Source organism: Streptomyces thermospinosisporus (assembly GCF_039526425.1).
GTDB classification, from domain to species: Bacteria; Actinomycetota; Actinomycetes; order Streptomycetales; family Streptomycetaceae; genus Streptomyces; species Streptomyces thermocarboxydovorans.
Genome location: NZ_BAAAIZ010000097.1, coordinates 20,545 through 39,168, shown reverse-complemented (window position 1 = coordinate 39,168; position 18,624 = coordinate 20,545). Strand labels below are relative to the sequence as shown.

Here is an 18,624-nt window from a genome sequence, read left to right as displayed (position 1 = left end):
GGCGGCGCGTCCGCGTGGGCGTGGCCGCCGGCGGGGGGCCGCCCGTCCTCGCCCTGCTGCTGTGCCGCGCCGGGCCGCGCGGGGCCGGTGCCGCGGTCGCGGGGGGCGTCGTTGTCGTCCTGCGGGACTCCGGGCACGCCGGGGCCCCAGGGGCGGCCGATGGACTGGGTGTTGGCCCAGGGCGCGGGGGCGCCGCCGGGAAGCGTGGCCGGAGGGTTGCCGCCCCACTGCTCGACCAGCGAGGACCGGGTGAACTCGCCCGATTCGTCGGGAATGTCGTTCGCTACGGGGATGGACCACTGCCCGGTCACGTCGTGGCCCGGCGCGCCGTCCTCGGGGGTGCTCTCGGGGGTGTTCGCGTCGCCGTAGGGCCACTGGCCGGTGGCTCCGGGGTCGTAGCCGTACCCGCCCTGGCCGGAAGCGCCGGAAGCGCCGCCCTGGCCGCCCTGGCCGGACGCGCCGGGCCGGCCGCCCTGGCCGCCCTGGCCGGCCTGCTGCTGAGCGCCGTTCGGCTGGTCCACCGCGTTCGACGCGTCGGGGCTGCTCCACCGGGCGCCGTCCACGGGGGCGCCCGCGCCCGGCACGGACCAGGTACCCGTGGCCGCCGGGTCGGTGCCCGCGGTGGTGGCGGGGGCGACCGTTATCGGTGGCGGCACATAGCCGTGGCCCGGCGCGGCGAGCGGGCTGTCGGCGCCGGACAGCAGGGCGTCGATGCCGCCCTCGGGAAGCTGCACGAAGGCCGTGGCACCGTCGTCGTAGTCGCCCTGCGGCAGCGGGTCCCAGCGGCCGCCGCTGCCGGGCGCGCCCTCGCGGTGCCGGTCTCCGTGCTGGTCGTCGGTCACGACAGCGCCCTCCCCAGTGCTCGTCGGGCCAGCGCGGCGACGGTGCGCCGCAGGTGCAGTACGGCGGGCGGAAGCGGCGGGACCGTGCCGTCCTCGCCGGGGGCGGCGTCCGGGATGCAGGCCGCGGCGACGTACTCCCCGAACGCGCTCAGCGCCTCCGGCACGATGGCGCGGCTGTTGTCCCAGTCGATCAGCTGGGCCACCCACTGCTCGGCCTCCAGGGGGCGCAGCGGCATGGGGGCGATGGCGCCCACCGCGCAGCGCACCCCGCGCCGGGCCGGGTCGAGGACGAGGGCGACGGAGGCGACCGCGCGACCGGGTCCGGTGCGGCCGGTGGCCTTGAGGAAGACCTGGGGCGCGTGCAGCAGCGGCACGCGCACGAAGCCGATGAGCTCACCGGCGCGCAGCATGTCCACCCCGGCCAGCAGGTGCGACACCGGGATCTCGCGGCGGGCGCCGCCCGGGCCCGCGATGATCAGGGTGGCCTCCAGGGCGGCCAGCACCGGCAGCGCGTCGCCGGTGGGCGCGGCGGAGGCGATGTTGCCGCCGAGGGTGCCCGCGTTGCGGATGTGCGGCGGGCCCGCGGCGCGGGCGGCGGCGGCGAGCGCGGGGATGAGGGCGGCGAAGTCGGGGCGGCCCATCCGGGCGTGGGTGAGTCCGGCACCGAGCAGCGCGTGGCCGTCGAGGTACTGCCAGCCGCGGATCTCGCTGATCTTGTTGAGGCCGACCAGCGCGGCGGGCCTGAGCTGCCCGGAGTTGACGGCGGCCATCAGATCGGTGCCGCCCGCGACGGGCACGGCGGCGGGCATGGCCGCGAGCGCCGCCACGGCCTCGTCCAGAGTCGTGGGCAGGGTGACGGCCTGCGCCGCCTGCGGTGCGTGCGTGCTCAAAGCCGGCTGCCCCTTCCCGCTTCCCACCTGGTGTCGCCTGGACCCGCCTGTGTTGCCGTACGGTACGTGCTGACAGGGCGGACGTGGCAACTCTGGCACATCTTGGCAAGCGCCGAAGACGGGGGTCCGCTAGGAGGCGTTCGCCCATCTCGCCACGGACATGGGAGCATTCCGGCCAGAGGGCACAGAAGTGCGAAGGGTGCCCGAATTGACACCTTTTGGCGATGTGCGGGGTGTTTCGCCACCGCAAGGGCGTGCTTGCCGCAAGGAGGTGCCTAGCGCAGGGGCGGTGGCCCGTCGACGGGGCGGCCCAGCACTCCGGGGCGCCGCTGCCAGGGCCGGGGGCCGGTGGGCGGGCGGTAGGCGACGCCGAGGGCGTCGAGCCGCCGGTAGTGGGCGGTCATCCGCCGCTCGAAGCCGGCGAAGTCCCGCTCCTCCGGGGCGGGCAGGCTGCTCCAGGCGACCTCCGCGAAAGCGGCGAGCCGGGGAAAGACCTGGTAGTCGACGCGCTGCTGGTCCTCCATCACCTCTGTCCACACATTGGCCTGGGTGCCCAGCACATGCCGGGCCTCCTCCGCCGTGAGCTCCGGCGGAACCGGTTCAAACCGGTAGACGTCCTCCAGGGTGCGCACGTACCCGATGGGCACGGGCTCGTCGGGGCCCGCGTCCTGACGGTGATCCAGATACACCTGCTGCTCGGGGCACATCACCACGTCGTGCCCGGCACGTGCGGCGGCGATCCCGCCCCGGTATCCGCGCCAGGACGACACCGCGGCGCCTTTCGCAAGACCGCCCTCGAGGATCTCGTCCCAGCCGATGAGCCGGCGCCCGCGCGCGGAGAGCCACTCGTCGAAGTGACCGATGAACCACGCCTGGAGTTCGTCCTCACCGGCGAGTCCCCGTTCCCGGATACGGGCCTGCGCGGCCGGAGACTGCCGCCATTGGTCCTTGGGGCATTCGTCGCCGCCGACATGAATGAACTCGGAGGGGAACAGTTCCAGCACTTCCTCGAACACGCCCTCGTAGAAGCGCAGGGTGTGGTCGGTGGGGGCGAGGACGTTCGGATTGATGCCCCAGGTGTCCCAGACCTTCAGGGAGGCGGTGTCGACGACATCGGTGTTGCCGAGTTCCGGATATGCGGCGATGGCGGCCTGCGAGTGCCCGGGTACGTCGATCTCGGGGACCACCTCGATGTGCCGTTCGGCGGCATAGGCGACGATCTCCCTGATGTCGTCCTGGGTGTAGTAGCCGCCGTGCGGCCGTTCGTCCCACAGGGGCGAGGCCCGGTGTCCGATTTTCGTACGGGCACGCCAGGAACCCACCTCGGTGAGTCTCGGGTGGCGCCGGATCTCGATGCGCCAGCCCTGGTCGTCCGTCAGATGCAGATGCAGCACATTGAGTTTGTGGGCGGCCATCAGATCGAGCTGGCGCAGCACTCCGTCCTTGGGCATGAAGTGCCGGGCCACGTCGAGCATCAGACCGCGCCAGCGGAAGCGGGGCGCATCCTCGATCCTGACGTGCGGCACGGTCCAGACACGGTCGCTGCGGAGCGGCGCCCTGCGGAAGGCGTCGGGGCCGAGGAGCTGCCGCAGCGTCTGGGCGCCGCGGAAGACCCCGGCCGCGGTGCCGCCCTCGATCAGCACGCCGTGCGGGCCGCTGACGAGGCGGTACTCCTCGTCGCCGAGCGCCGCGCCGAGCCGCAGGGCGATGCCGTCGCCCGCGGCGCCGGCGGCCTCCCGCTCCTCGGGCAGCGGCAGTCCGGTGGCCTGGCGGAGCACGCCCGTCAGCCAGCGTCCGACGGCCTCGGCGCCGGGGCCCGCGTACAGCCCCGAGCGCTCGGTCAGCCGCACCTCACCCTGGGAAGGGACGACGGTGCGGGGAGCGGGAACGAGTTCCATGGGGGAACTCGAAGGCGCCGGGGAAGTCGGTGAGGTCACATCAGTCCTTTACCGCGCCGCCGAGTCCGGAGACCAGCCGCCGCTGTACGAGTACGAAGAAGACGAGCACCGGAATGGTCATCACCGTCGACGCCGCCATCACTCCGCCCCAGTCGGGCTCGTCCGGCTTGTAGAAGACCAGCAGCGCCATCGGCAGGGTCGACTGGGAGATGTCACTGATGATGAACGACTTGGCGAACAGGAAGTCGTTCCAGGTGGAGATGAAGGAGAACACGCTCGTGGCGACCAGCCCCGGCAGGACGAGCGGGAAGAGAATCTGCCAGAGAAATCTGGCCCGGCTCGCCCCGTCGATGCAGGCGGCCTCTTCCAGCGCCGCCGGAACGGCCTTCACGAACCCCCGCAGCATCCAGATCGCGAACGGCAGCGAGAAGGCGATGTGCGGCAGGATCAGCGACCACAAGGTGTTCAGCTGCCCGAGATCCCGCATCACGAAGAACAGCGGGATGGTCAGCGCCTCCACGGGCACCATCTGGGCCACCAGAAACATGATCAGCAAGGTGGTGCGCATCCGGAACCGGAAACGCGTCACGGCGGTCGCGGCGAGAAAGGCGATCAGCGCGGAGGCGATCACCACGGCCACCGCCACGACGACACTGTTGAGGAAGTAGCGGCCGAATTCCTGCTGTCCGAACACCCGCCGGAACGAGTCCAGGGTGGGCGACAGCGTCCACGGCCGCGGCTCGGACGACTCGATCTCCCCGGCCGGTTTGAAGGCGCCGAGCACCATCCAGTACAGCGGGAAGGCCACCACCGCGGCGATCACCAGCGCCGAGGCCTCCGCCGCGAGCCGCCACGGACGGCGCACTCGCACACTCGGAAGATTCACAGTTCCTCCCCCTGGCGGCGCACCAGCCGCAGATAGACCAGCGTCACGGCGAGCAGGATCAGCAGCATCACCACGCCGATCGCCGCGCCCAGGCTGTACTGCGAGGACGCGAACGCCTGCTGGTAGGCGTAGACATTGAGCACCAGGTTCTGCCCGGCGATGCCGCCGCCGTTGGTCATCACATAGATCTGGGTGAAGACCTTGAAGTCCCAGATCACCGACTGGATGGTGACCACCACCAGGATCGGCCGCAGCATCGGCGCCAGCACGGACCGCCAGATCCGCCACTGCGAGGCCCCGTCCAGCGCGGCGGCCTCCAGCACCTCCGACGGCACGGCCCGGATGCCGGCGTAGACGGTGACCATCACGAACGGGAAGGAGCACCACACCACTTCGAGCAGCACCAGGAAGAACGCGCTGAACCGCCCGTAGGTCCAGGAGTGGTCGCCGAGGCCGAGCACCCGGTTGACCGGGCCGAAGTCGGGGTCGAAGAGGAACAGCCACACGGTGGAACCGGTGATGGCGGGCGTGGCCCAGGCGCCGAGCGCGGCCAGCATCAGCGCCAGCCGGGGCAGGGCCCGCACCCGGGTGAGCAGCACGGCCAGCGCGCACCCCACCACCAGAGTGCTCACCACACAGACGGCGGCGAACACCACGGTCGCGGACAGCACCTGCCAGAACTGCGGATCGGAGAAGAGCCGCTGGTAGTTGCCCAGCCCCTGGAAGCTGGTCGGCTCCCCGCCGCTGACCTGCGCCTGGGTGTAGTGGAACAGCGAGATCAGGCCGAGCTGGTAGATCGGGTAGGCGAGCAGCCCGCCGAGGACGACGAGAGCGGGCGCGAGATGGAGCCAGGGCCCTGCGGTGCGCCGCCGCACACGGCGCGGGAAGGTGCGCGGAGCACCGCCGCGCACCGGCACCCGCGCCCGCCCGAGCGGCTCGGACTTCACGGGTGCGCTCATCCGGCCGACCCGAACGCCGCGTCCATCTTCTTCGCCGCGTCACCGGAGGCCTCGGTCACGCTCTTCTTGCCGCTGACGATCTCCTGGAACATCGTCGGCAGCACCAGCGAGGAGTCGATCTGCCCCCAGGCCGGGGAGACCGGCACGAACTTCGTCCCCGCCTCGAGGGTCCGGACGAACGGCTTCACGAACGGCTCCTTGGCGGCCACCTGCTCGCGTACATCGGAGAACGTCGGCAGGAAGCCCATCGCCTCGAACAGCTCGCCCTGGGTCTTCTTGGACGCCAGCCGCTTCATCAGGTCGACGGCGAGCGTGCGGTGCGAGGTGGACTTCAGCACCCCGAGGTTGTTCCCGCCCGCGAACGCGGGGGCGACGGACCCGGCCTTCACCCCGGGCAGCGGCATCACCGCGTACTTGCCCTTGACCTTGCCCGCCTCCACGGCCGCGTGGCTGAAGTCGCCGCCGATGGCCATGGCGGCCTTGCCGGAGGCGAACGCGGTCACCGTGTCGTTGCCGCCCATGCCGGCGCACTTGGCGGCCGGGCAGTTGTCGTCGCCGAAGAGCGAGGTGTACGCCTCGATGCCCTTGCGGGCGGCCGGGCTGTCGATGGCGGCGGTGTACGAAGTGCCCGCGCCGCCCGATCCGCCCTGCGCTTCGGCGAGTTCGCCGCCGTGCGCCCAGATGAAGGGCATCGCTCCGTAGGTGTAGGCGCCGCCGACGGCGAGCCCGTACAGCTCCGGCTTCTCGGCGCGGATCTTCTTCGCCGTGGAGATCAGCTCGGCCTGGGTGCGGGGCACCTTCAGGCCGAGCTCCTTGAACACGTCCGTGCGGTAGTACAGGGCGCGCACGCCCACGAAGTACGGCGCGCCGTAGACCTTGCCGCCGACGGTGACCGACTGTCTGGCCGTCGGGTCGGTGTCCTTCGCCTCGTCCCAGGCGCCGAACTCCTTGCTGATGTCGGCCAGTCCCCCGTCCTTCACATAGCCGGCGGTGTCGGTGTTGCCGTACTCGATGAGGTCGGGCGCGGACTTCGGGTCGTTGAAGGCGGCCTTGATGCGCTGGGCGCGAGTCTCGACGGGGATGTACTCGACGGTGACGTCGGTGCCCTTGTGCGCCTTCTCGAACTCGGCCACGACGCGGTGGACGACCTGCTCCTTGGGCTTGTTGTTGACCTCCTGGAAGAGCCAGACGCGCAGCGTCCCGGACTTCTCGTCCTTGCCGGAGGAGGTGTCGCCGGAGGTCTGGGGGGCGCAGGCGGCGGTGGCGACGAGGGCCGCGAGCGCGACGAGGCGGACGGACAGCTTCATGGAGTGCTCCTCCGATGCGTTGCAACATGCGCAATGACGGTTTCGCTGTGCACAACACCTCGGAGGCTAGGGACGCGTGAACCACGCCACAAGAGGTGGACCAGAGGTCTCAACCACTCTGTGACCGGCCGACGCATCCTGTGCAACCCAGGGCCGACAGGAGAGGCCTCAGGGCGCAGGCCGGCGCGAGAGGCCTCAGGACACGGGCGGAGGGAGAGCCCCGGACGCACGAAGGCCCCCGGGGGCGCGCATCAGCGCACCCTCGGGGGCCTCGAGGCCTGACCGGCCCGGCGGCGCGGCGGCTACTTGTCGCCCTTGCCGCCCTTGCCGTTGTCGTCCCCGGAACCCATGGAGTCGTAGATCTCCTTGCACATGGGACAGACGGGGTACTTCTTCGGATCGCGGCCGGGCACCCAGACCTTGCCGCACAGCGCCACGACGGGCGTGCCGTCGAGGGCGCTCGCCATGATCTTGTCCTTCTGGACGTAGTGGGCGAAGCGCTCGTGGTCACCGTCGCCGTGGGAGGTCTGCGGCGTCGGCTCGACGAGGGTCCCCGTACCAGTCCCGCGCTCGGGCTCAAGAGTGCTCATAGAGCCCAGGGTACTGAAGCACACCCGCTTCAGTTGAGCGTCGGGTCGTCCGGATAGGTCGCGACCATGGCGAGTTCGCTGCGCTGGCGGCGCAGCACCTCGCGCCACAGCCGCTCCGGGGACGGGGAGGACACGTCGCCGGGCTCCGACTCGACGACGTACCAGGCGCCGTCGGCCAGCTCCTCCTCCAGCTGACCGGGGCCCCATCCGGCGTATCCGGCGAAGATGCGCAGGGAGCCGAGCGCGGAGGCGAACAGCTCCGGCGGGGCCTCCAGGTCGACCAGTCCGATCGCGCCGTGCACCCGGCGCCAGCCGAGCGGTGCCGCCTCGGCGTCCGCGTCGCCGGGGACCACGGCGACGCCGAGGGCCGAGTCGAGGGAGACCGGCCCGCCCTGGAAGACGACTCCGGGTTCGCCTGTCAGGTCGGCCCAGCCCTCCAGGATGTCCCCCACGTCGACGGGGGTCGGGCGGTTGAGGACGACACCGAGCGAGCCCTCCTCGTCGTGGTCGAGGAGAAGCACCACCGCGCGGTCGAAGTTCGGGTCCGCCAGGGCGGGGGTGGCCACGAGCAGCCGCCCTGTGAGCGAGGACACCTCGGTCATGCCAGACATGATCCCGCATCTTCGCCGCGCGTGGGGAGGCAATGCGGGTACGGGAGTGAACGCAGCTCAGGGGGGACGGAAGCACCCCCGGCGCACGGGGCCGGCCGGTGACCGCTCGCACACGCCGGAGAACGGTTCGTGTTGTGACAGATCCATGACGTGGCTGGTCCGTACTCGGGCTTACAGAAGGGGGGTGGAGGGCGATTAGTCTTTCCCTCCTGGCCCCCGACCCACTCCACGGAACGCGAGATTCATGACCGTCAACGGCGCTGATGACGTACTGCTTGTCCACGGCGGAACCCCGCTGGAGGGCGAGCTCCGTGTCCGCGGTGCGAAGAACCTCGTACCGAAGGCCATGGTGGCCGCGCTGCTCGGCAGCGCCCCGAGCCGGCTGCGCAATGTTCCGGACATTCGTGACGTCCGCGTCGTACGGGGGCTGCTGCAGCTGCACGGGGTGACGGTCCGGCCCGGGGACGAGCCGGGCGAGCTGGTGATGGACCCGACGTCCGTGGAGAGCGCGAACGTCGCCGACATCGATGCCCACGCCGGCTCCTCGCGCATCCCGATCCTCTTCTGCGGCCCGCTGCTGCACCGGCTGGGGCACGCTTTCATCCCGGGTCTGGGCGGCTGCGACATCGGCGGCCGGCCGATCGACTTCCACTTCGACGTGCTGCGCCAGTTCGGCGCCACCATCGAGAAGCGCGCCGACGGCCAGTACCTGGAGGCCCCGCAGCGGCTGCGCGGCACCAAGATCCGGCTGCCGTACCCGTCGGTCGGCGCCACCGAGCAGGTGCTGCTGACGGCCGTCCTCGCGGAGGGCGTCACCGAGCTGTCCAACGCGGCGGTGGAGCCGGAGATCGAGGACCTGATCTGCGTGCTGCAGAAGATGGGCGCCATCATCGCGATGGACACCGACCGCACCATCCGGGTCACCGGTGTGGAGAAGCTCGGCGGCTACACCCACCGCGCCATTCCCGACCGCCTGGAGGCCGCCTCCTGGGCGTCCGCGGCGCTGGCGACCGAGGGCAACATCTACGTCCGCGGCGCCCAGCAGCGCTCGATGATGACGTTCCTGAACACCTACCGGAAGGTCGGCGGCGCCTTCGAGATCGACGACGAGGGCATCCGCTTCTGGCACCCGGGCGGCCAGCTGAAGTCCATCGCGCTGGAGACGGACGTGCACCCCGGCTTCCAGACCGACTGGCAGCAGCCGCTGGTGGTCGCCCTGACCCAGGCCACGGGCCTGTCCATCATCCACGAGACGGTCTACGAGTCCCGGCTGGGCTTCACCAGCGCGCTCAACCAGATGGGCGCCCACATCCAGCTCTACCGCGAGTGCCTGGGCGGCTCCGACTGCCGCTTCGGCCAGCGCAACTTCCTGCACTCGGCGGTGGTCTCGGGCCCCACCCCGCTGCAGGCCGCCGACCTCGTCATCCCGGACCTGCGGGGCGGCTTCTCGTATCTCATCGCCGCCCTCGCCGCCCAGGGCTCCAGCCGGGTGCACGGCATCGGGCTGATCAACCGGGGCTACGAGAACTTCATGGAGAAGCTGGTGGAGCTCGGCGCGAAGGTGGAGCTGCCGGGCAAGGCGCTCGGCTGACACCCGCGCACACGAACGCCGATGGGGCGGTCACCCGGACTCGGGTGACCGCCCCACCGGCGTTTGCCGAAGCACCCTGACGGGGCGCCGGATGCGCGCCGCCGGTCGCGTGGACCGGCGGCCGCCCGGGGCGCCCGGCCAGACTCTGCTCGGGTGCCCTTACTTGCCCTTGGCCGCGTCCTTCAGCTTGGAGCCCGCCGAAACCTTCACGCTGTACCCGGCCGGGATCTGGATCGGCTCACCCGTCTGCGGGTTGCGAGCCGTACGAGCGGCGCGGTGGGTCCGCTCGAAGGTCAGAAAGCCGGGGATGGTGACCTTCTCGTCGCCCTTGGAGACGACATCGCCGACGATGTCGGCGAACGCGGCCAGCACGGCGTCGGCGTCCTTGCGGGTCACCTCGGCGCGGTCGGCCAGCGCGGCCACCAGCTCACTGCGGTTCATGTTGTTACTCCCGTGTTCTTCTTGCCGTTGAGGCGTGCCACGCGGCGGGGCCGCATGTCGGGCACGGCCAAGCCGATGCTGCCAGGGTTCTCGGTGAGGCCCCGGACCCGGGTCCGACGTCGAACCCTCGCGCCCAGGGAGGCATCCTGCCTCCACCTGCGGCGGGAAAGCCAATCCGGCACCCGCAGGAGGCGTGAGAACACTCGTGAGTGTCACACGCAGGCCCAGGTCCCTGCCGCCGGGATCAGCCCGCTGACGCGGGGTCACCACCGTCGGCGAGGTGCCGCAGACCTCCTGCGACCTGATCCGAACGGCAGGCCCTGGTCGCCACACTAGAGGGCGGCCAGGACCCTGAGGTTCCACGACGCGCCGTTTCCGCACGCCGTGGCGCTCCTCACAGCCGGTCAGCACCGCTCTCCCGCGCTTTCCCGCGCTTTCCCGCGGTCCGGCACCGTGTTCCCACGATCCGGCGGGGTACACCCGCGGGTCAGGGCCTGGCTCCGGTGGTCACGGGTGCTCGTCAGGGGTGGGCGGCGGCGCCGGCCGCCTTGGCGGCGTCCCGCACCGCTCCGGCGACCGCGCCCGCGACCTTTTCGTTGAAGACGCTGGGGATGATGTAGTTCGGGTTCAGCTCGTCCTCGGTGACGACGTCCGCCAGCGCCTTGGCGGCGGCCAGCATCATCTCCGTATTGACGGTGCGGGACTGCGCGTCCAGCAGGCCGCGGAACACGCCCGGGAACACCAGCACGTTGTTGATCTGGTTCGGGAAGTCCGAGCGTCCGGTGGCCACAACGGCCGCCGTCTGACGGGCGATTGCCGGGTCGACCTCGGGGTCCGGGTTCGCGAGCGCGAACACGATGGCGTCGTCGGCCATGGCGGCGACGTCGGAGGCGTCCAGGACGTTCGGGGCGGAGACGCCGATGAAGACGTCCGCGCCGCGCACGGCCTCCTTCAGGGTGCCGCTGAGGTTCTCGGGGTTGGTGTTGCCGGCGATCCAGCTCAGCGCCGAGCCGGGGGCGGCGTCGACGAGGTCCTCGCGGCCGGCGTGCACCACGCCGTGGATGTCGGCCACCACGGCGTTCTTGACGCCGGCGGCGAGCAGCAGTTTGAGGATGGCGGTGCCGGCCGCGCCGGCACCGGACATCACCACACGGATGCTCTCGATGGACTTCTGAGTGACCCGCAGGGCGTTGGTGAGGGCGGCGAGGACGACGATGGCGGTGCCGTGCTGGTCGTCGTGGAAGACGGGGATGTCCAGGGCCTCGCGCAGCCGCGCCTCGATCTCGAAGCAGCGCGGGGCGGAGATGTCCTCGAGGTTGATGCCGGCGAAGCCGGGGGCAATGGCCTTGACGATCTCGACGATCGCGTCGGTGTCCTGGGTGTCCAGGCAGATCGGCCAGGCGTCGATGCCGGCGAAGCGCTTGAACAGGGCGGCCTTGCCCTCCATCACGGGCAGCGCGGCCCTGGGGCCGATGTTGCCCAGGCCCAGCACCGCGGAGCCGTCCGTCACCACCGCGACGGAGTTGCGTTTGATGGTGAGCCGGCGGGCGTCGTCGGGGTTCTCGGCGATCGCCATGCAGACCCGGGCCACGCCGGGCGTGTAGATCATGGAGAGGTCGTCACGGTTGCGGATGGGGTGCTTGGACGCCATCTCGATCTTGCCGCCGAGGTGCATCAGGAACGTACGGTCGGAGACCTTGCCGAGCGTGACGCCCTCGATCCGGCGGAGCTGCTCGACGATCTGCTCGGCGTGCGCGGTCGAGGTGGCGGCGATGGTGACGTCGATGCGGAGCTTCTCATGTCCGGACGCGGTGACGTCGAGGCCGGTGACCGAGCCTCCGGAGGACTCCACGGCCGTGGTGAGCTGCGAGACGGCCGTTCCGCTCGCGGGCACCTCCAGCCGAATGGTCATCGAGTAGGAGACGCTGGGCGCCGTTGCCATGGCCGACTTCCTCTGCTTTCACCGTGTCGCTCTGTTGTGCCGTCCGATCGTCGCACCTACCGCTGAGTACGCGGTAACCACCTCGGATTGCGGACGTTTTGTTCACAGGCATGCGCGACCGCACTTCCTGTTACCGGAAACAGAATTTCACCATACGAGAGGCGTTGGGGCGACGAAAGAGGCCCCCGTCACTCTCGCGACGCGGGCCTCTCGGACGTTCATGACACCGACCCGCCATGCTCGCCTCGCGGCAAGTGGTCGCTCGAAGCGACGAAGGTTGGGCCCGGGGGCTTGGATCGAGCCGGTGTCACGCCCAGGCTAACAAACGGATCGCGCGGGGCCATTCCCACGCGGGGCGGCGGTCCCCCCGGTTGCTTCCGTGGGCCCCCGCTGCGGCCCCGGAGCTGATCCTGGGTTCAGCACCGCGGCAGAGCCCCGGTCAAGTCCCGCAGCAGATCCTCTGTTCCGTTGTTTCAGTCCCGCAGCAGGTCGGGCACGCCCGCCGCGTCCGGCTCGTCGCGCCCGTCCGACACCACCGTCAGCTGCTGCGTGGCACGGGTCAGGGCGACGTACAGCACGCGCAGGCCGGCCGGGGACTCGTCGGCGATCTCGGCCGGGGAGACGACGACCGTGGCGTCGTACTCCAGGCCCTTGGCCTCCAGGCTGCCGAGCGCCACCACCCGGTCGCCGAGACCCCCGAGCCAGCGCCGGGCCTCGGCGCGGCGCTGCATGGCGACGACCACGCCGACCGTGCCGTCCACCCGCTCAAGCAGCCGGGCGGCCTCCGCGCGCACGGTGGCGCCCAGATCGCCGTCCACCACGGCGAACCGCGGCTTCACGCCGGTGGAGCGCACCGCGCGCGGCGCCCGTGAGCCGGGCATGGCGAGGGCGAGCACCTTCGACGCCAGATCGGCGATCTCGGCCGGGTTGCGGTAGTTCACCGTGAGCTCGAAGCGGCGGCGCGGGCGGCTGCCGAGCGCCTCGTCGCGGGCGTGCGCGGCCTCGTCCGGGTCGGACCAGGACGACTGCGCCGGGTCCCCGACGATCGTCCAGGTGGCGTGCCGGCCGCGGCGGCCGACCATCCGCCACTGCATGGGCGTGAGGTCCTGCGCCTCGTCGACGATGACGTGGGCGTACTCGACACGCTCCTGGGCCAGCCGTTCGGCCCGCTCGCGCTGGGTCTCCTCGCGCACCGGCATCAGCTCCTCCAGGCCGGTGAGCTGGTCCAGCGGGTCGATCTCGCGCTTCTTGCGGGGCCGGGGCGGGGTGCCGAGGATCGCCTGCAGCTCGTCCAGCAGGGCGATGTCGTGCACCGACCAGCCGTCCCGGCGCAGCGAGCGGGCCACCCTGCGGGCCTCGCCCTGGTCGAGGATGCGCCGCGACCAGCGGACCAGGCGCCGCTCGTCCGCCATGGCGTCCAGCACGGCTGCCGGGGTCAGCTCGGGCCACCAGGCGTCGAGGAAGGCGATGAACTCGTCCTCCGAGGTGACGTCCTCGTCGAAGGAGGAGCGCAGCTCGGCGGCGAGCTCGGGGTCGGTGTGCCGGTTCGCGGCGCCGGAGCGCTCCCACAGGGCGTCCAGGAGCAGCCTGCGGGCGCGCGGGCGCAGCAGGTTCACCGGTGCCGTGCCGCCGAGTGCGGTGCGCCGGATCCGCTCCAGCTCCCCGGCCTGAAGCTCCAGGCGGCGGCCGAAGGCGACGACCCGCAGCCGCGCCGGTGAATCGTTCAGCTCCAGCGCTCCGCGGGCGGCCTTCCGCAGCACCTTCAGCATGCGGTACGAGCCCTTGACCCGGGCCACGGACGGGGAGTCGTAGAGGGTGGCCTCGGCGCCGTCGACGAGGGAGCCGAGGGCCCGGATCGCCACCTGGCCCTCCTCGCCCAGGGAGGGCAGCACGCCCTCGGTGTAGGCGACCAGCAGGGGCGTGGGCGAGACGATCAGGATGCCGCCCGCGTACCGGCGCCGGTCCTGGTAGAGCAGGTAGGCGGCGCGGTGCAGGGCGACGGCGGTCTTGCCGGTGCCGGGGCCGCCCTCGACGTAGGTGACCGAGGCGGCGGGGGCGCGGATCACCTGGTCCTGCTCGGCCTGGATGGACGCCACGATGTCCCGCATGGTGTGGGTGCGGGCCTGGCCGAGCGCGGCCATCAGGGCGCCGTCGCCGATGACGGGCAGCTCCCGGCCGTTCAGGGACGCCTTGAGCTCGGGGCGCATCAGGTCGTCCTCGACCCCGAGGACGCGGCGGCCCTTGGAGCGGATGACCCGGCGGCGCACCACCCGGCCGGGGTCGACCGGGGTGGACCGGTAGAAGGGCGCGGCGGCTGGGGCGCGCCAGTCGATGACCAGCGGGGCGTAGTTCTCGTCGAGGACGCCGATGCGGCCGATGTGCAGGGTCTCGGCGATGTCGGCGGTGTTGTCGGGGCGGACGGCGCCCTCGGCGGGCTCCACGGCGGTGTAGGCGCCGTCCGGGCCCTTCTTGCCGTCCTTGCCGCGCAGGAGATCGATCCGGCCGAAGAGGAAGTCCTCGTACTCGCTGTTCAGCCGGTTCAGGTGGAGGCCCGCGCGGAAGACCTGGGCGTCACGCTCGGCGAGCGCGCCGGGCGTGCCGACCTGGCCGCGCTGGGCGGCGTCGCGCATGAGGAACTCGGCCTCGTGGATCTTCTCCTCGAGGCGTCGGTACACCCGGTCCAGGTGTTCCTGTTCGACGCGGATCTCGCGGTCGCGTACGGAGTCGTGAACGACCGCGGTTTCCTGCTGAGCCTGAGCGGCCACCGGGCCCCCTTCTGACGTGCTGGGCAGCCGTCAACCGTACGCGAAGGGGGCCGGGCGAGGCTACGGCGGCGGCTGAGCCTGTCGTTCGGATCAGCCCGCGGACGGGGTCGGCGCCGGCAAGCCGCCCGTCGATGTCCCGCAGGCTGATCCGGACGAAAAGGCCCTACGCGTCGATCTCCACGATCTTCTCCCCGCCGAAGGTCATGATCTCGAAGTGGTCGATCTGGTTCGGATCGAAGGAGGCGCCGCCCTGGACGTACAGCGGCTGCTTGGCCTTGTCGGTCTTGGCGTCGGGCAGGCCGTAGCCCCAGTCCGGGACGGACCAGGAGGTGACCGTCTCCCGCTCGCCGTTCTTGCCGACGGCGATCAGCGAGCACTTCTCCGGACCCTTGACGTTCTTGATCTCCACGACCGCGGCGGTGCCCCAGTCCTTCTTCTGCAGGGCGACGGTCGCGGCGACCTTGGTGGAGGGGTCGGTGGCCGTGATCTTGTCGGGGATCAGGTCGAAGGCTTCCTTGGCCGGGTTCGCCGAGAGCGTGGTGCTGGTGCCCCCGCCGCCCGGGCCGGAGTCGCCGCCGTTGCTGGTGGCGACGGCCACGAACGGGCCGCTGACGATCAGGGCGCCCGCGGCGGCCACCATGTAGAAGTTGCGGCGGCGCTTCTTGGCGCGGCGCTCGGCGACCTCGTCGATCAGCTTCTCCACCACGCGCGGGGACGGCTTGGCGGAGAGCGACTCGCCGATGGAGGGGGTGCCCGCCCCGGGCAGGTCCGCGAGCGCGGCCAGCATCGGTTCCATGCCGGCGAGTTCGTCGAGCTGCTGGGCGCACCATTCGCAGCCCGCGAGATGCATCTCGAAAGCGCTTGCTTCGGAGTCGTCGAGGATACCGAGGGCGTAGGCGCCGACGGTCTCGTGCTCGTTCGGCACCGGTGTCCCCTTCATGGGACCAGACATACCCGCACCACCCGCGCCGAATCCCCGGTTTCCCCCGTACACACTCATCACGCCGTCACCCCCCGCTCCTCCAGTGCCAGCTTCATCGAACGCAGGGCGTAGAACACCCTGGAGCGGACGGTGCCGCTGGGTATGCCGAGCGTCTCTGCCGCCTCGTTGACGGTACGCCCTTTGAAGTACGTCTCGACGAGCACCTCCCGGTGAGCCGGGGTCAGGTCGTCGAGCGCGTCCGACAGCGTCATCAGCCACAGCGCCTTGTCGATCTCGTCCTCCGCGGGGATGACCTCCAGCGGCGACGGATCGACCTCCTGCGGCCGGGCCTGCCGGCTGCGGTGGCCGTCGATGACGATGCGCCGGGCGACCGTCACCAGCCAGGGGCGTACCGAACCGGTCGCCCGATTGAGCTGACCGGCGTTCTTCCAGGCACGGATGAGCGTTTCCTGCACGACGTCCTCGGCGCGTTGCCGGTCTCCGGCGACCAGCCGCAGCACATAGGCGAGCAGGGGGCCGGCATGCTCGCGGTACAGAGCACGCATCAGCTCCTCGTCAGGTTCCGAGGGCTGTGAGGACATGCGATGTCGGGCCCTCGATCCACGTTCATTGGCCACGGCCGCATCCTTGCGCACGCCCACCTCCGGTGTCCGGGGGATCCCCCAGTCGGTCGCTCGACAAGCGGTACGTGCAGGGGGCGTTGGATGTTCAACGCGAGGTGACAGTTTTCTCAGGGGTGACGTGACGAGCAGGACATGCGGCCACATTCCCCCCGTTCTCTCTCTGCATTTCCGGCACAACAGGGGGATGGGCGGGCTTACCCGTACCCCAAGGCAACCAAACTTCGTGTAACCGAAATCACCTGCGGAATTTTCCGGAAGGCCTGCCAGAGAAGGAACATAACGGCCATTCAGGTCCGGGTGAGTGCCGCGCGGCGCCGGTGCCGGGCCACGCGTTCCCGGTTCCCGCAGACCTCACTGGAGCACCAGCGCCTCCTGCGTCCCCGTGAGGTGTCGACGTACACGATGGGGCAGTTGTCGCCCTCGCACTGCCGCAGACTCGCCCGCGCCACCGGGTCGGTGAGCAGGTCCACCGCGTCCCGCGCGACCGCCGCCAGCAGTGCGGCGAGCCCCGGCGGTGCGTCCAGGCACCGCACCAGCGCGCCGTCGTCGCCGGGCACCGCGCACGGGGCGGGCGGTGCCGCACGGGCCAGGTCGTTGACCCGGGAGAGCGCGCGGTCCCATGAGGCGCTGCCGGGCGCCGGCCGGCCCCGGACCAACGGGCCGAGGCAGCCGCGCAGTTCACGGAAGGCGGCCGGCCAGGAGGGATCGGCGTGCGCCAGCGAGGTGCCGGGCGGCACCAGACCGGACCCGGTGATCCAGGCGCGCAGCACCTCCGGCGAGCCCAGCCGCTCCACCGGATGCGTGGTGGCGAGGAGGTCCAGACAGATCCGCCCGGTGTCGAACCGCAGCTCGTACGCCTGCGCCGCCGTGGAGGTTCCCAGCGCCATGTTCCCGTCACCGCCTAGGTGCACCCCGGTCGTGTGAGGGCCGGTGGGATGCGTGGAGGAGCCCAGAGCAACCGTTCTCCCTACAGTGCCCGCCCGCCGCCGCGCCCGGAACCCCTCCAGCCGCTTCGCCTGCACGCCGGGTACTCCTGGGCCCACTTCGCCCAGGCGTCCGCGCAGTACGCCCGGACGTCCGCGTACTTGGCCTAGGCGTCCGCGTACTTGGCCTCCGCGTGCGGGTCCAGGGCCAGGCGGTAGCCGCGCTTGACGACCGTCTGGATGAGCCTGGGGGTGCCGAGCGCGTTGCGCAGCCGGGCCATGGCGGTCTCCACGGCGTGCTCGTCGCGGCCCGCGCCGGGCAGGGTGCGCAGCAGGTCCGCGCGGGAGACGACCCAGCCGGGGCGGCGGGCCAGGGCGCGCAGCAGCGACATCCCGGCCGGCGGCACGGGCCGCAGATCGCCGTCCACCAGGGCCGCGTGGCCGCGGATCTCCAGCTGGTGCCCGGCGACCGGCAACGAGCGGGCGCGGGCAGGGAGTTCCTGGCAGAGCAGCTGCACCAGGGGGCCGAGCCGGAAGCGGTCCGGCTGCACGGTGTCCAGGCCGCGCGCCTGCAGCGGCAGCACGGTGACCGGGCCGACGCAGGCGGGCAGCACGTCGTGGGAGAGCGCGGCGAGCACCTCGTCCAGCAGGCCGCGGTGCTCCGCCCGGGACAGCAGGGACGCGGCGGCGGGTGCGCTGGTGAAGGTCACCGCGTCCAGGGTGCGGGCCACGGTCGCGTCCAGCAGGCGGTCGACCGGACCGAGGTCCTCCGGCGGGAGCCAGCGGTAGACCGGCACGCCCACCACCTCCGCTCCCCCGGCCCGCAGCGCCTCGACGAAGCCGGGCAGCGGCTCGCCGTGCAGCTGGACCGCGACGCGCAGCCCGTCGACGCCCTCCTCGAGCAGCCGGTCGAGCACCTCGGCCATCGACTCCGAGGCCGGTGACCACTCCTCGGTCAGCCCGGCCGCCCGGATCGCGCCCTTCACCTTCGGGCCGCGGGCGAGGATCCGCACCCCGCGCAGCCGCGCCAGCAGATCCTCGCCGATCCCCCAGCCGTCGGCGGCCGACACCCAGCCGCGGAAGCCGATCGCCGTGGTGGCCACCGCGATGTCCGGCGCCTGCTGGATGATCTCCTTGGTGGCGGCCAGCAGTTCGCTGTCGTCGGCCAGCGGCACGATGCGCAGGGCGGGGGCGTGCAGCACCGCGGCCCCGCGGCGCTGCAGCAGCGCACCGAGCTCGTCGGCGCGGCGCGCGGCGGTCACGCCCACGGTGAAGCCCGCGAGGGGCCCGTGGTCCGGTCGCTGTGGTTCGTCGTACATGGCTCTCGTCCCGCTCGAGTCGGCGTGCTGCGTGAGGCGCGGCTCCGCCTCCATGCCGAACGAGCCTGTCAATGATCCGTGACAGGCTCGGTTC

At 71.6% G+C, this 18,624-nt stretch carries 15 protein-coding genes and 1 pseudogene; 1 reads left to right on the top strand and 15 read right to left on the bottom strand.

Going from position 1 to position 18,624, the window contains the following annotated elements:
- The 8 genes and pseudogenes from ABD207_RS27070 to ABD207_RS27035 all read right to left on the bottom strand — a co-directional run.
- A pseudogene (locus ABD207_RS27070) lies at nt 1–842 on the bottom strand (hypothetical protein); the annotation flags it as partial.
- Nucleotides 839–1,732 carry an FAD binding domain-containing protein gene (locus ABD207_RS27065; RefSeq protein WP_344015798.1) on the bottom strand — a complete coding sequence of 298 codons (894 nt, stop codon included), beginning with the start codon at nt 1,730–1,732 and terminating at the stop codon, nt 839–841. The gene ABD207_RS27065 and the pseudogene ABD207_RS27070, both read right to left, overlap by 4 nt.
- Before the next feature lie 275 nt (nt 1,733–2,007).
- The gene (locus ABD207_RS27060) at nt 2,008–3,630 is read right to left on the bottom strand and encodes a beta-N-acetylhexosaminidase (RefSeq protein WP_344015797.1); all 1,623 of its coding nucleotides are present in this window, start codon (nt 3,628–3,630) and stop codon (nt 2,008–2,010) included.
- 40 nt (nt 3,631–3,670) lie between these two features.
- Nucleotides 3,671–4,501 (bottom strand): carbohydrate ABC transporter permease, encoded by an 831-nt coding sequence (locus ABD207_RS27055; RefSeq protein ID WP_425580832.1) that lies wholly within the window; start codon nt 4,499–4,501, stop codon nt 3,671–3,673.
- An 11-nt stretch (nt 4,502–4,512) separates the two neighbouring features.
- On the bottom strand, nt 4,513–5,475 hold the full coding sequence (locus ABD207_RS27050) for a carbohydrate ABC transporter permease (protein ID WP_344015795.1): 963 nt from the start codon (nt 5,473–5,475) through the stop codon (nt 4,513–4,515).
- Nucleotides 5,472–6,782, bottom strand: a complete 1,311-nt coding sequence (locus ABD207_RS27045; RefSeq protein ID WP_344015794.1) for an extracellular solute-binding protein — start codon at nt 6,780–6,782, stop codon at nt 5,472–5,474. The genes ABD207_RS27050 and ABD207_RS27045 overlap by 4 nt, the downstream gene beginning before the upstream one ends.
- A 302-nt stretch (nt 6,783–7,084) precedes the next feature.
- Nucleotides 7,085–7,372 carry a DUF3039 domain-containing protein gene (locus tag ABD207_RS27040; RefSeq protein ID WP_167998242.1) on the bottom strand — a complete coding sequence of 96 codons (288 nt, stop codon included), beginning with the start codon at nt 7,370–7,372 and terminating at the stop codon, nt 7,085–7,087.
- A gap of 29 nt (nt 7,373–7,401) precedes the next feature.
- Nucleotides 7,402–7,974, bottom strand: a complete 573-nt coding sequence (locus ABD207_RS27035) for a YqgE/AlgH family protein (RefSeq protein ID WP_167998243.1) — start codon at nt 7,972–7,974, stop codon at nt 7,402–7,404.
- Between the two features lie 253 nt (nt 7,975–8,227).
- Here ABD207_RS27035 and murA point away from each other — a divergent pair, with 253 nt between their 5' ends.
- On the top strand, nt 8,228–9,574 hold the full coding sequence (gene murA, locus ABD207_RS27030; RefSeq protein WP_344015792.1) for a UDP-N-acetylglucosamine 1-carboxyvinyltransferase: 1,347 nt from the start codon (nt 8,228–8,230) through the stop codon (nt 9,572–9,574).
- A 159-nt stretch (nt 9,575–9,733) separates the two neighbouring features.
- Here murA and ABD207_RS27025 read toward each other — a convergent pair whose 3' ends face one another.
- The 7 genes from ABD207_RS27025 to ABD207_RS26995 form a co-directional block, all read right to left on the bottom strand.
- Nucleotides 9,734–10,015 carry an HU family DNA-binding protein gene (locus ABD207_RS27025; protein WP_167998245.1) on the bottom strand — a complete coding sequence of 94 codons (282 nt, stop codon included), beginning with the start codon at nt 10,013–10,015 and terminating at the stop codon, nt 9,734–9,736.
- A gap of 520 nt (nt 10,016–10,535) precedes the next feature.
- Complete coding sequence (locus tag ABD207_RS27020) at nt 10,536–11,957, bottom strand: NAD-dependent malic enzyme (protein WP_344015790.1); 1,422 nt, start codon at nt 11,955–11,957, stop codon at nt 10,536–10,538.
- A 473-nt stretch (nt 11,958–12,430) separates the two neighbouring features.
- Nucleotides 12,431–14,722, bottom strand: a complete 2,292-nt coding sequence (locus ABD207_RS27015) for a HelD family protein (RefSeq protein ID WP_344015789.1) — start codon at nt 14,720–14,722, stop codon at nt 12,431–12,433.
- A 163-nt stretch (nt 14,723–14,885) separates the two neighbouring features.
- The gene (locus ABD207_RS27010; protein ID WP_344015788.1) at nt 14,886–15,722 is read right to left on the bottom strand and encodes an anti-sigma factor family protein; all 837 of its coding nucleotides are present in this window, start codon (nt 15,720–15,722) and stop codon (nt 14,886–14,888) included.
- Nucleotides 15,722–16,306, bottom strand: a complete 585-nt coding sequence (locus ABD207_RS27005; protein WP_030167252.1) for a sigma-70 family RNA polymerase sigma factor — start codon at nt 16,304–16,306, stop codon at nt 15,722–15,724. The genes ABD207_RS27010 and ABD207_RS27005 overlap by 1 nt, the downstream gene beginning before the upstream one ends.
- 269 nt (nt 16,307–16,575) lie before the next feature.
- Nucleotides 16,576–17,175, bottom strand: coding sequence for a CGNR zinc finger domain-containing protein (locus tag ABD207_RS27000; RefSeq protein WP_344015787.1), 600 nt, complete (start codon nt 17,173–17,175; stop codon nt 16,576–16,578).
- A gap of 203 nt (nt 17,176–17,378) precedes the next feature.
- Complete coding sequence (locus ABD207_RS26995) at nt 17,379–18,530, bottom strand: uroporphyrinogen-III synthase (protein WP_344015785.1); 1,152 nt, start codon at nt 18,528–18,530, stop codon at nt 17,379–17,381.
- Between the last annotated feature and the right edge of the window lie 94 nt (nt 18,531–18,624).

Excerpts from the sequence above, each read along its gene's own strand:
- ABD207_RS27060 (WP_344015797.1), bottom strand. The coding sequence starts at position 3,630 with ATGGAACTCGTTCCCGCTCCCCGCACCGTCGTCCCTTCCCAGGGTGAG.
- ABD207_RS27050 (WP_344015795.1), bottom strand. The coding sequence starts at position 5,475 with ATGAGCGCACCCGTGAAGTCCGAGCCGCTCGGGCGGGCGCGGGTGCCG.
- ABD207_RS27045 (WP_344015794.1), bottom strand. The coding sequence starts at position 6,782 with ATGAAGCTGTCCGTCCGCCTCGTCGCGCTCGCGGCCCTCGTCGCCACC.
- ABD207_RS27040 (WP_167998242.1), bottom strand. The coding sequence starts at position 7,372 with ATGAGCACTCTTGAGCCCGAGCGCGGGACTGGTACGGGGACCCTCGTC.
- ABD207_RS27035 (WP_167998243.1), bottom strand. The coding sequence starts at position 7,974 with ATGACCGAGGTGTCCTCGCTCACAGGGCGGCTGCTCGTGGCCACCCCC.
- murA (WP_344015792.1), top strand. The coding sequence starts at position 8,228 with ATGACCGTCAACGGCGCTGATGACGTACTGCTTGTCCACGGCGGAACC.
- ABD207_RS27025 (WP_167998245.1), bottom strand. The coding sequence starts at position 10,015 with ATGAACCGCAGTGAGCTGGTGGCCGCGCTGGCCGACCGCGCCGAGGTG.
- ABD207_RS27020 (WP_344015790.1), bottom strand. The coding sequence starts at position 11,957 with ATGGCAACGGCGCCCAGCGTCTCCTACTCGATGACCATTCGGCTGGAG.
- ABD207_RS27010 (WP_344015788.1), bottom strand. The coding sequence starts at position 15,722 with ATGAGTGTGTACGGGGGAAACCGGGGATTCGGCGCGGGTGGTGCGGGT.
- ABD207_RS27000 (WP_344015787.1), bottom strand. The coding sequence starts at position 17,175 with ATGGCGCTGGGAACCTCCACGGCGGCGCAGGCGTACGAGCTGCGGTTC.
- ABD207_RS26995 (WP_344015785.1), bottom strand. The coding sequence starts at position 18,530 with ATGTACGACGAACCACAGCGACCGGACCACGGGCCCCTCGCGGGCTTC.